Genomic DNA, 12,500 nt, shown 5'->3' on the forward strand with positions numbered 1-12,500 from the left:
ATTTGATTAATTAAGGCAATGTGATCGGATGTCTTTGTTGGGAATAAGTATGTTAGCGGAGGATATCAAATAGAAAAAATTCAGTGTATGTGAATAATAAATATCAGTGTTCAATTGAATGAGAACAAGGCCTACAACACAATCTACAGCCTATAAATTTAAATCTTTTTCCTTTGTTTAAGTCATATAAAGATTTTATTGCAAGGTTACAATTTGCAAATTGACCAACATTTTTTTGACGATTTTTGGGAGGCGAGGCAGGGCAAATTGAAGTATGCACTTCATGATAACCATAAGAATTGGGTTGTTTATCACAAATGTAGTAGCGCATAATATTTCCTCCTAAACAATATAAAAAATTTGGGAAAAATCTGAATACTAAATAAAAGAAGAGCGTTAAGTTGATTCCAACTGACAGCGAGTTGATCAGAATTATTTTTTATGAATTAATTCACCTGTATCGTATCAAATGTGAAGGGTAATCACAATAATGATTAACAACATAAGGGGTTATTAGATGAAAATTATACAATCGAAGCTATAGTGTAGAAAAAGACTGCCGCAGTTTTAAACGGCAGTCAAAGAGCTAGGTAATGGAACGATTTGTCAATGAGAGACCTAGCTCAAGCAATGTTTTGTCTACTTTCCGATAGACTCCTCAATCTTAGCAATATAGAACTATAATATTCAAGCGCGAACGGTAGATGACACAAAAAAGGACTGCTGTAGATGGCAGCAGTCAATGAACTATGGGTAGCTGATTTGAATAGTTCAAAGGTATTTTACACCTAAAACAAAAATAAAAAAAGACCACTGGGATGTGATCAGTGGTCAATCATTAAGGAAAGATGAGTAGTGTAATTTTTATAGTAATCTTTCCTTAATGATTTTACTATACAACAGAAAAAGACAGCCGACCACTGGCTGTCTTGGAAAAAGAACTTTCGCCTAGTTTCCGCTAGACAAAATAATTTTACCACAAAAAAGACCACTGGGATCAGTCAGTGGTCAGTGAGCTAGTATTGAATATGTTAGTAAAAAAAGTGAGTTTAGCTCGCAAATAGTATACAACAAAACAGGATTGGAAGTGAAATAAATGATACAAAAGTTTAAAGGAAGTTATTTCAGTGGCCCATGTTCATGGGTATGAAAAGCTGAAAGATATCAAAATGATGGATAAAACAAGGTATTCAGCACTTATAGATAATTCGGGTGTAAAGATTTTAGTTGATATACAAGTAGCAAAGGTTTGGCAATGGTTTCCTTTCCAAAAGAGATTAATCTTACAATCCGGAAAATAAGAAAAGCACCAAGCATAAGCTCAGTGCTAAACGCTATCTCATCCATAACATTATAGCATAAGAGAAAGGCCAGGTGACTGATTTGATGGTATTGTTTCCTAAAATTAATGAGAGAGCCACTAAAAATAATGCTCGTGACGTTTTAAAGAACTATGCACCAATGAAAAGAAGAATTAGTTATGGAGATCATGTATATGACCTAACCCAAGCGATTCAATATTCCGATATGCCCAAACATCAAAGCAGTAAAAATGGACAAGAAAACAAGATAACTAAAATGTTTAAATATGTTTCTAAGGATAGTATGAACTATACAAGGAAGTTGAAGGAGATCGACATGGCGTTAGAATCACTGTCTGATGTCCATAGAAAGATACTTAGTTACTCGTACTGTGAAGTGAATCCTTACAAAGTAAATGAAATAGCTGCAAAACTCAAAGGGTACCGTATAAACGAATACGGCCAATATGAAGAGTTTTACTACTCAGTGAAGAACATTGAAAAGTTAAAAGCGTCCGCCTTAATCCAATTTGCTGAGGCTTATAAAGATGGCGAATTACTAGCCTTTGAAAAGTAGGGTTTTTTTAGGGAAATAGTAGGGGAAAGTTAGGGATTAATTAGGGCATTTTTGATTTTAAATGAACTAAAATAGTAGTATCAAGAAAGTATAGATACGGCCTAGCCGTTGATATAAACCGTGACCTACTGCTCAGGTCACAACAAATAAAAGAATATATGAAGGAGGTGAACAGCTCCCTCCTGTCAGCATTCTTTATTCTTAACGATCACGGTCGGCACGCAAATTCTAATATAGAAAGTGAGTAGCTCCTCTTTGTATATTGGTGTGCCGTCTTTATGTCACTGTGGCGGAAGTAGAATACGCGAGGCGCTCTAGTAATTCTAAGGAACCTAGAAAGGCCTGGTATCAAAACAAAGCAGGCAGATATGTGAGTGGGGCAGTGCCACTCCAGTGACTTAGACGCTTAGCTCAGTTGGTAGTTTCGTTTCGCGTCAATAGCAACCGAGGATAGGCGGATATATGGAGAGTGAAAGCTCGTGTAGGTTGCTTAATACATACAAAACCAAGGGAGCCTCTTAACAATGCCAATACGCCTTGGTCGTAATACAGCCAATCACTGTCGCCTTACGCGGGTGGCGTGTCGTTTCAGAATATAACTCAAGGATACGTGTTAGATGTCTGACTCGAAAAAGAAAAACGCCTGACGAGGCGACCGATAGTTTACTGGTTTTTAATCGGTGATAATACATAATCAAGATCGCTTAGGCGGTCTTTTCATTTTGGGGAGGAATAATATGTTTAAATTCAAATTGAAAAACGGATTGACTGGAACAGCGACACCGGCAGGAACGATGCATAAGGTTGTATTTAGCAATGGAGTGGAAACAAAAGTTGATAATATCCTTGTTGAGAAGTATTTGAGCAACGGAACATGGAAGAAGTAGAAGTCTCCTAGCGGGCTATTTCTATTTTAAGGAGGAGAAACAGTGGAAGAACAATTTAACGTACACCAATTTAAATTATCAAGCTCAGAAATTATAAATAATGGATTTGATGAAGTATGTAAACTAATCTATGAAAAAAGTATCCTCAGGCAAAAGAAGAATTAAAAAAATACTATGAAGTATCCGAAACACGGATTGATGTAAAGATGGAGCCTCAAGTGTTCTTTACTTTGTGGGCAATCATTGATTTAAATTTGAAGTCTTAGCAGTCTCCTAGTGAGGCTGTTTTAGTATACAAAAAAAGACTACCACTTCCGTAGTAGTCTAATTGAAAAACAAATTTTCAAAAGGATACACATAAAATTATAGCAGTATGAAGGTTATATATCAATGTACAAAAAGAACCGCTGTTTCCGCAACGGTTCTAGACTGCTTGCCTTTTACTTGAAGGAATAACAAGACTCGCATTGTTAAAATTTTATCATTCAAAATGCAATGAATCAATGACAGGAATAGACTTTGCAAAGAGAATGCCAACAAATACATAAATAGGCGGTGATTAAAGATGTCGGAAGACCTAACAAATGCTAACAGATACAAGCCAACACCAGCAGAGAAAAAGCTGCTTGAAATATTGATAAATCCGGAATACATCGGGAAATCAGTTACTGATATTTGTAAGGCTGCTACAATAAGTCGATTCAAGTATTATGAGGCAATGAAAAACGAAGAGTTTACCAAATTAGTTAACGAGATAACAATGGATTTGATCAAAGGAAAAGCTTCTGACGTCCTTAACGCTTCCTACAAGTATGCGCTGACTGAAAAAGGACATCAAGACCGTAAAATGATTTTAACGATTGCTGGAATCTATACGGACAAACAAGATATCAAACATTCTGGCGGTGTAGATATTCGAAAACAATACGAAGAAATGTCAGACGAAGAATTAGAAGAGTTGGTGAAACGGTATGAAAAAATCAACGACTCTTGATCGTGTGGAATATGCAATTGTTCAAAGAGAGCTGGCGATTCGAAAAGCTAGAGGAGATTTTTGGTTGTTTTGCCAACTGCTTTATCCTGAGTTTTATAAAGATGATCGTCTATATTTGAAAGACTTATGTCAAACGTTACAAGATTTCTACGAAGATAAGATTGATAAAAAGATACTAGTAATCAATATGCCACCTCGCCATGGTAAAACTTTCACTGCAAGGCTTTTTGTATTGTGGATGTTTGGACAGGATCCAAAAACAAAGATCATTACCGGCTCGTACAATCAGATCCTTTCATCACTATTTGCACAACAAACACGAGATGGAATAATGGTTGATAATGAAAATATCAAGGCCGAGTATTTCAAAGATATCTTTCCAGAGGTTCAAATAAAACACGGCGATGCAGCAAAAGGCTTCTGGTCATTAGACGGATCAGAAGAAAAGAACTATTTAGCTACGTCTCCAGGCGGCACATCCACTGGTATCGGTGCTAATTATGTGATTGTTGATGATATTATCAAGACTGCAGAGGAGGCGTACAACGAACGTGTACTCGATTCTCACTGGGAATGGTATAACAATACATTAGTTCAACGGATGGAGAGGCCCAGAAAACAGATATTGATCATGACAAGATGGTCAAGTAATGATCTTGCTGGAAAGATGCTTGATAAGCGAACCGCTAGCGTCCACCAAATCTGTTACAAAGCAGTGCAAGATGATGAATCAATGCTATGTGAAGACATAATGACCCATGATGAATATCTCGATGTGGTACAGGAAATGAACTTAGATATCGCCGAGGCTAACTATCAGCAAGAACCCATTGATCAGAAAGGTAGGCTGTATCAAAACCTTAAAACTTATGATCAACGATCTGAATATAAAAAGGTTTGGTCGTATTGTGATACGGCTGACACTGGGAAAGACTATCTTTGTTCGATTGCTTGGGGAGAAACATCAGATGGTCGATGTGAGGTTTTAGATGTGATCTACACACAAGAGCCGATGGAGTACACAGAATCAGCTGTTGCGAACCAATACATCAATAATAGAGTCAATAAAGCGCGCATCGAAAGAAACAACGGTGGGCGTTCTTTTGCGCGATCTGTAAGGGACAAGGTAAAGGGCAAGTGTTCAGTTGCTGTTGAAGATTTCTATCAGTCAGCGAACAAAGAAGCGCGAATCTATTCAAATAGCGCATGGATCGAACAAAATGTTTATTTCCCAGAGGATTGGCGTAGTAAATGGTCGGAATATTATGAGGCAATGACAAAATATCAACGAGAAGGAAAAAACAAGCACGATGATGCGCCGGATGCTACTACTGGTATTGCGGAAACAATGGCGGCTGGTGGCGGATGGCTTTACTAGAAGGAGGGGGTAAGAAATGGAGACTCGTAATTTGGTTATATGCTTTTACAAAAAGGATGGTGAAAATATCCCAGTTTGGGTTAGTAATGCTCCGAACCGGGATATACTTGTTACACCAACAGAGGCAATCAAATTGAATGAAAGATATCCTGAGGCGAATGGTAGGTTTTATACACTTTATCAAGGAAAGGAATTTAGAGTGGTAAACCCGTCTCTTTCTTGATTAACCCTGTGATGATGCTTGCGGCGATACGTTCTGTAAATGTAAGTGAGACACTAGCAAATTTTCCTGCGACCTTTTTAGTTTCCCTCCAAACTTTTGGATCACGAACGGTATCTAAAAAATGATGGCCGGACCATGTAAGACCGTTTAACTCAAACATCACATTTCCAGCATAATCAACCATGGAATTTTTTCCAGACAAATACTCAGCATTTATCAATAGTATAGAATTGTAGAGTATTTCTTCTTTAGAGAATTCTTTTAAACGCGAGTAGGATTGTAATGTTTCACTAGCAATGCCGTGAGTTAATTCTTCAAAGGAAGCATCCTCTACAGTTAACAAAATGGCTCTTACACAGTCATGATTTAATTTAATATGTAACACCTCGCTTTCTATATGCAAATTATACCAAATTGAAAGGAGTGAATGCCTTGGATCCAAAATATTTTCTATCGGACAATCCCAAAACGTTGGCGACTGCAATCAAGCAGGCGGTCAATTCTGATCGTGCTGCAACCTACAAGGATAAAATGCGGCAAGGTGTTAACTATTATAAATTTAAGCATGACATTCTAAACTTTCGATTGTTCTACAAAGACAACGAAGGGACTGTCCGAGAAGAGACATCCCGCAGCAATATAAAAATCCCGCATTCGTATCTAACTGAATTAATTGACCAAAAAGCGCAGTATCTTCTGTCTAATCCTGTTGAGGTCACGACAGAGCAACAAGGACTGCAAGCTTATCTTGATCAATACATTGACGAGGATTTTCAACTGATGTTACAAGAAGCCGTTGAAGGAGCTTCTCAAAAAGGATACGAATTCATTTATACCGAGTTAGGTGAAGAACGGCTTAGTTTTGCCGTAGCAGATAGCCTTAAAGTGATTGAGATCTACGATGCAGACAATAAGTTGATTGCGATCATTCGATACTATGACACGGATATTTACAAAGATGGAAAAACGATTCAAGTGACACGATCAGAGCTCTGGGATAAGGAAAAGGTCTGGTATTTCACCAGTACAGGCGAGTATATGAAGACCTTCGAATTGGATCCCAACGTTCAAGTAAATCCTTTGTATCATGATACTAGGATTGATCCTGAAACCGACGAAGCTTTTGGGCGTTCGATGGGTACAGCACTGGGGACACCGGATTTCATTCCTTTTCTGCGTTTAGACAACAACAAATACAAAACAACAGACCTGGAACCCATCAAACAGTTAATAGATGATTATGACTTAATGGCATGTGCATTGTCCAACAACTTACAGGACTTTGACCAGCCATTTTTTGCTGTCAAAAACTTTTCTGGTGATAATTACGAGACTTTGATCAATAACTTACGGTCTCGCGGAGCCGTAGGGACTGGGGAAAACGGCGGTCTTGATGTCCACACTGTCAATATCCCTGTGGAAGCAAGAAAAGAGAAGCTTCGAACCGACAAAGAGGGGATCTATAAATTTGGAATGGGCTTTGACTCGTCACAAGTAGGGGACGGGAATGTGACCAATGTGGTAATTCAGTCTCGATACACTCTACTAGATCTGAAATGTAACAAGATGGAAGTTCGATTACGAAAGCTACTCAAACATATGGTTGCTTTGATTGTTGCCGACATAAACGAGCGTCATGGAAAATCTTATGATACTTCAGATATTGAGATCACGATTACACGAGATACGATGATCGATGAAACTGAAGTCGAGGAGCGCGAAAAGACGAAAGCGGAGCGCAGGCAAGTAGAACTTGATACGATCTTAGATGCTGCAGCTCGTCTTGATGATGATACAGTGTTGAAAGCAATCTGTGACCTGTTAGAAATTGATTATGATGAAATCAAGCAACGTGTGGAGGAACAAGACTATCTGGAACCACCAAAAAACGAGGTGATCGAGGATGGTCAAGCAGAATAAGTATCAACGGGAGATTGAAAAACTTCTCCAGGCGTCTGAAAGAAATGTTAGCAAAGAACTTTACCAGATGTATAAGGACTTGGCTAATGATATTTCAAAAGAGATCATTGCCTTGCAAAAAGAGATTGACGAGACTGACAAGTTTTCCAAGAAACTGCAAAAGGAACGACTCGAAGCCATCCGAAACCAGATGGATCGGAAAATTCGAATAGTTGAACAAGATCAGAAGTCTTCTATCTGGTCTTTTTTGCGCTACAACGGAGATACGGCATACAACTCACTTTTCTATGAGTTTGAAATGTCCAAGAAGATTCCACTTGCATTCGGCATGCTGACAGATAAACAACTGAACGTGATCATTAACACTCCTGTGGCTTCTCGTAAATTGTCTACTAGGTTATCTGGTAATACCGCTAAGATGAAAAAGAACCTTAATCGGGTCCTTATGAGCGGGTTCGGTAAAGGGCTATCAACTCAAAAGATGGCTAGACAAATAGCTGATATCGGTGGCGCTGAGTATCGCCGGGCTATGAACATTGCCAGAACTGAAGCAGGGCGTGTTACTGGTGTAACTCGTCAGCAATCACAGAACAATGCAAAAGAGTTGGGCGTTGACGTTAAAAAGAAATGGGTTTCCACGCTGGATGGGGATACTCGGACCAGTCACCGAGAACTAGATGGTCAAGTGAAAGAAATTGATGAGCGATTCACTGTAGGTGGACATAGCGCATTACAACCGCATATGTTTGGAATTGCCTCAGAGGACTGTAACTGTCGATGTGCGACGATCTCAGTTATTGAAGGATATGAACCTTCATTACGTCGTGACAATGAGTCTCATGAAGAGATAGACTACCAAAACTATAATGATTGGTTAGGTTCTAAATCAGAGAATAGCTCAAATAGTTCTCTGGCAAATGAGATTGCCGAGGAAATTTTAAACAATGACTCCATTCTATCCAGGCTTAACAACGAAAATGATATTACAGACCTTTTGGGAAGAACTAAAACGGACCTTGATGAATTGAGAGACAATATTAATTCTAATGTGAGAGCCTTTGAAGAGGAAAATATAAATTTAAATCGGCAATTAGAAGACGGTCTAATTTCATATGATGAGTATGAAAAATCTCTAAAAAATTTATCTACTAAACACGATGATTCTGATTTACGAGCGAGACATAAAGCTCTACTTGATCTGTTTCAACGAAAACAGTGGGAGCTTGTTCAGATACAACAAAACAATGCCTTGGAAAATGCGCAAAACATCAAAGATACACTTTCGAAATATCGGAAAATGGGCGTAGGTGAGCTTAACTTGAAAGACCACCTAAGTAGTGTCCGAAGTAGAGTCGGGAAAACAGTTGTTGATGCCTATGATGTAATGCCAACAGACTGGGTAAAAAATTCTGTTGATTATGGAAAAATCAATCTGAAAAATGTCAAGAGAGGTTATTACAGTCATGGAAGTCCGGCAACATTAGCACTTTCGGAAAGAAGAGGAGCGAGTAATTCGTTCCGAACCGCAATTCATGAACTAACACACAGACAAGAGTATGTAAATAATGCTATACTCGAAGCAGAAAAAGAATTTTATAAGTTAAGAACTGGCTCTGAAAATTCAGTAAGGCTAAAAAATGTATTTCCAAACTCAAATTATGGTCGAGAAGAGATCACTCGAGTAGATAACTTTCTCAACGCGTATATGGGTAAGGATTACGGTGGCAGAGCTTACGAGCTCTTATCGATGGGATTAGATACTCTATACACTCGACCATTAGATCTCGCAAAAGATCGCGAAATGTTTGAGTGGGTGATTCATATATTGCTGAGCTTTTAAGAGGAGGTGGATCGAAGATGGTAAAAATCAAAGCAAAAGGTTTCTTTGGTGGGGTTAAGCTGATGATCGAAGTAGTTGACGGTGTCACGTACATTGACGGGCATAAAGACAATCTTTTTGATACTCTGATTCACTCTCAGTATCCGATCGGTGGTACTTATATAGCTGAGCCCGATTCGATGGAGAATATATTGAATACTTTAGCGTATTACTTCTTTGATGAATCACCTGAAATTGAAACATCTGGAGAGTTTGAAGAAGTTCCATATCAAGAAGGTGTCATCTATTAATCGAATCAAATTTTAAGTCTAGCAGACAGTGCTAGGCTTTTTATTTTGTCCTGAATACGACGCTAAAAACTGTTCAATCGGTTAGTGCATACCGTCTAAATGCCAACCCACGGTGTCGTTGCACCGTCAAAAAACGTAAGGGAGACATAAATATGAATCGAGAACAGTTAAGAGCTTTAGGGTTGAACGAGGAACAGATTGACGCTGTGGTTGCTGATCATGGCCGCGTTGTACAAGCTGTACAAACACGTTTGACTGCAGCCGAGAATCGAGCAACCGAACTAGAAGGACAGCTTGAACAAGCTGCTAACAGCGAGGAAGTGCAGCAGCTTACTCAGCGTGCAGAACAGGCTGAAAGTCGCGTAACTGAGCTGGAAGGACAAGCAACTCAGCGGACCATCGATGATTTGGTAAATGCTGCGTTAAGTGAAGCCGGGGCAACAGATTTAGAATATGCCCGGTTCAAGTTGGGAGAGGTGGAACTCTCTGAGGATGGCAAGACAGTAAAGGACTTAGAAAACCGGGTGAAAGACCTGCAGGAATCAATCCCGAATTACTTTCAAGCTGTCGATTCGAATAAAGAAACTGATGAGGAAAATCTAGAATCAAACCCCAATCCGATGAATAATTTCCAACGAATTAATCCAAAGCCGGGAGATGGCAAACAAACTGATCCTGATCCAACACAACAGATGATTGATGCATTTACAGCAGACTTGCCACAAACAGCCAACAAATAAAAGAAAGTAGGAAAAACTATGCCAGCAATTATGAACTATGCAACAGCTTACCAACAAGCATTACAAGCACGATATTCAGCGAATGGATTACTTTATTCGCAACGGCTATGGAATTCACCGTCAAATTCAATTATCAAATGGGCAGGACAGAAGACAGCCAAATTGCCTAAATTGCTAATCTTGAATGGTCGGAAAGATCGTACGCGTCGAACTATTTCGTCAGTGGATGCCAACTACGAAAATCAATGGGAAACGTATGAATTGAAAAATGAACGTTACTGGAATACGTTAGTTGACCCATCAGACGTTGATGAAACAAATTACGTTACTTCGATCGCCAATATTACACGAGTATATAACGACGAAGAAAAAATCCCAGAGATGGACAAACAAATGTTTTCTTCTCTTTATGCTCGGAAAGTTGCGATCGACGGGGCCTCTTCGATTACGTCACTTGCTTTGACTAAAGCAAACATCTTGGATACCTTTGACGATCTGATGACCGCTATGGATGAGGCTGAGGTACCAGTTGAAGGGCGAGTCCTTTATATGACACCAACATCTAAACGAATTTTAAAAGCTGCTGAGGGTATTTCACGTTCGTTGTCTGTTCAAAACGGCAATGGCGAGATTGACCGACGTGTTGCCCGCTTGGACGAAGTGGAGATCCTACCTGTTCCTTCTTCGCGATTCAAAACAATGTTTGATTTCACCGATGGAGCAAAAGACGATCCTGCAGCCAAACAGATTGAAATGATGTTGATCCATATTCCATGTATGGCTGCACCTCAGAAATACAGTTTTGTATCTCTGGATCAACCGACCGCGGCTAACTCGGGGAATTACTTATACTATGAACAATCATATGATGATGTAATCTTGTTCGAAACTAAAGCAGATGGCATTGCATTTGTTGTGAAACCCTAATATGCCTGGAGAAAAAATCGGGCGATTAGATTCGGGTATGATGATAGATAGCGGGGTGTTGATTAAATGACCGAAACTAAAGAGCAGTTAAAAGAACTCTTCGGAGCTAATAAAGAATTAACATCTGAGAATTTTGCGAAACTGATCGACTTGTTCGGTCAGTTTTTAGTATCTGAGGCAGGTCTCGAATTACCAAAAGATTTGAAACTAGTCTCTACAGATGAGGGTGGGTTAAATAATTCTGACAGTACGTCGAGGCTGATTCTCGAATCGTATCAGAAAGCACAGAAGAACAACCAGAGCGGAACGGAAGCGGCGCATTATGGTGAGTTGATTCGGATGGTGGCCAAACATCAGCAAGCAAAAGCTGCGATTGCTATACAAGAGGGTTATATTGATCCTGAAAGTGAACCGAGGACAGTCGCATGGCTGGTAGCTCATGGAGAAGCAAACGATTCTACTCCAGAAAATCCAGTGTGGCATAACCATTTTAGTATTGAGTTACCAGATGAAAAGGGGCAATTACAAACAATCTTTGAATTTCCTTTCGCTCCTGCCAATGTACCGAATGCATTTGGTTTACCCATGTCAGACATGTTGGCGCGTTCTACAAACAAGCTTGTAGCAGGTAATCAAGGATTATATATTGAAGGCAAGCCTGGAGCTGACCGATCAATAAAATTCGGTAGCGGTAAATACGCAAAAGATGAGGATAGGCGTTGGAGTATTGGTGCGGATACTTCCGCAGAAACGGGCGCGCAAAAAGGTTCTGACTTTCGAATCAATCGATACAAGGATGATGGTACCTTTTGGGAAACAGTATTCTTCATTAATCGATCGGGTGGAAGAATTGGAATTGGCTGCAATGATCCAACGCGGCTACTAGATGTCAACAGCGACACAATGAGGCTCAGAAAGAAGAATACACCATCTAGTTCTACAGCAACTGGAGAAGTTGGATGCATGCGTTGGGATGAAAACTATTTTTATATTTGTGTTGAAACCAACAAATGGAAACGAGTACCGCTGCAAACGTGGTAAAAATGGAGGGATAAACTTGAAAGTAAAAATGGAAAATCGAGTTTTAACGATTAACGAGTCTGAACAAGAGTACTATCTACAACAAGGCTATGATGTTGTAGAGTTCAATAAGGACTCAGGAGAGTATGATATCGTAAAATACGCAACTGGCGGCAAGTCATACTCAGTTGCGGAATACGAGGCAATGAGAGTTAAATATGAGGAAAAGATCAAAGTTCTTGAGGAGGCCCTAGATGATTCTATGAGTACTTCTGAAGAATTAACTCGTGATCAGATGATAACAGCTTTAAAAGCGGCAGAGGTTAATTTTAAGGGCAACATCAGCAATGTTCAGCTAAAAGAATTATATGTAGAACATATCAAGGGAGACGGCAAATAAGCT

The 12,500-nt window shown here is 39.4% G+C and carries 15 protein-coding genes; 13 read left to right on the forward strand and 2 right to left on the reverse strand.

Features of this window, described 5'->3' with window-relative positions; all coding sequences use genetic code 11:
• Positions 1–103: 103 nt before the first annotated feature.
• Positions 104–331 (reverse strand): hypothetical protein, encoded by a 228-nt coding sequence (locus IGI67_RS22635; RefSeq protein WP_429959398.1) that lies wholly within the window; start codon positions 329–331, stop codon positions 104–106.
• 796 nt (positions 332–1,127) lie between these two features.
• Here IGI67_RS22635 and IGI67_RS22640 point away from each other — a divergent pair.
• The 6 genes from IGI67_RS22640 to terL all read left to right on the forward strand — a co-directional run bounded on the left by IGI67_RS22640 (position 1,128) and on the right by terL (position 5,137).
• A complete protein-coding gene (locus tag IGI67_RS22640) occupies positions 1,128–1,301 on the forward strand; it encodes a hypothetical protein (RefSeq protein ID WP_429959399.1) in 174 nt (57 codons plus the stop codon).
• Between the two features lie 73 nt (positions 1,302–1,374).
• The gene (locus IGI67_RS22645; RefSeq protein ID WP_429959400.1) at positions 1,375–1,878 is read left to right on the forward strand and encodes a hypothetical protein; all 504 of its coding nucleotides are present in this window, start codon (positions 1,375–1,377) and stop codon (positions 1,876–1,878) included.
• 737 nt (positions 1,879–2,615) lie between these two features.
• Positions 2,616–2,765, forward strand: coding sequence for a hypothetical protein (locus IGI67_RS22650; protein WP_429959401.1), 150 nt, complete (start codon positions 2,616–2,618; stop codon positions 2,763–2,765).
• A 42-nt stretch (positions 2,766–2,807) separates the two neighbouring features.
• Positions 2,808–2,930, forward strand: coding sequence for a hypothetical protein (locus tag IGI67_RS22655; RefSeq protein ID WP_429959402.1), 123 nt, complete (start codon positions 2,808–2,810; stop codon positions 2,928–2,930).
• Between the two features lie 400 nt (positions 2,931–3,330).
• Positions 3,331–3,759: a phBC6A51 family helix-turn-helix protein gene (locus IGI67_RS22660; RefSeq protein ID WP_429959403.1), complete on the forward strand. Its 429-nt coding sequence runs from the start codon at positions 3,331–3,333 to the stop codon at positions 3,757–3,759.
• Positions 3,737–5,137 carry a phage terminase large subunit gene (gene terL, locus IGI67_RS22665; RefSeq protein ID WP_429959404.1) on the forward strand — a complete coding sequence of 467 codons (1,401 nt, stop codon included), beginning with the start codon at positions 3,737–3,739 and terminating at the stop codon, positions 5,135–5,137. The genes IGI67_RS22660 and terL overlap by 23 nt, the downstream gene beginning before the upstream one ends.
• A gap of 194 nt (positions 5,138–5,331) precedes the next feature.
• Here terL and IGI67_RS22670 read toward each other — a convergent pair whose 3' ends face one another.
• Entirely contained in the window at positions 5,332–5,745 is a 414-nt protein-coding gene (locus tag IGI67_RS22670; protein ID WP_429959405.1) for a DUF2513 domain-containing protein, read from the reverse strand.
• A gap of 47 nt (positions 5,746–5,792) precedes the next feature.
• Here IGI67_RS22670 and IGI67_RS22675 point away from each other — a divergent pair, with 47 nt between their 5' ends.
• From IGI67_RS22675 to IGI67_RS22705, 7 genes are all read left to right on the forward strand, one after another.
• Entirely contained in the window at positions 5,793–7,280 is a 1,488-nt protein-coding gene (locus IGI67_RS22675; protein ID WP_429959406.1) for a phage portal protein, read from the forward strand.
• Positions 7,264–9,120: a phage minor head protein gene (locus IGI67_RS22680; protein WP_429959407.1), complete on the forward strand. Its 1,857-nt coding sequence runs from the start codon at positions 7,264–7,266 to the stop codon at positions 9,118–9,120. Before IGI67_RS22675 ends, IGI67_RS22680 begins: the two co-directional genes overlap by 17 nt.
• Positions 9,121–9,137: 17 nt before the next feature.
• Positions 9,138–9,410, forward strand: a complete 273-nt coding sequence (locus IGI67_RS22685) for a hypothetical protein (protein WP_429959408.1) — start codon at positions 9,138–9,140, stop codon at positions 9,408–9,410.
• A 152-nt stretch (positions 9,411–9,562) separates the two neighbouring features.
• Entirely contained in the window at positions 9,563–10,150 is a 588-nt protein-coding gene (locus tag IGI67_RS22690; RefSeq protein ID WP_429959409.1) for a hypothetical protein, read from the forward strand.
• An 18-nt stretch (positions 10,151–10,168) separates the two neighbouring features.
• The gene (locus IGI67_RS22695; protein ID WP_429959410.1) at positions 10,169–11,077 is read left to right on the forward strand and encodes a capsid protein; all 909 of its coding nucleotides are present in this window, start codon (positions 10,169–10,171) and stop codon (positions 11,075–11,077) included.
• A 66-nt stretch (positions 11,078–11,143) separates the two neighbouring features.
• Entirely contained in the window at positions 11,144–12,118 is a 975-nt protein-coding gene (locus IGI67_RS22700) for a hypothetical protein (RefSeq protein ID WP_429959411.1), read from the forward strand.
• Positions 12,119–12,134: 16 nt separating this feature from the next.
• Entirely contained in the window at positions 12,135–12,497 is a 363-nt protein-coding gene (locus tag IGI67_RS22705) for a hypothetical protein (RefSeq protein ID WP_429959412.1), read from the forward strand.
• The last annotated feature ends 3 nt before the right edge of the window (positions 12,498–12,500 follow it).

The organism is Enterococcus sp. AZ196, assembly GCF_050498845.1.
Classification (GTDB): Bacteria; Bacillota; Bacilli; order Lactobacillales; family Enterococcaceae; genus Enterococcus_A; species Enterococcus_A murrayae.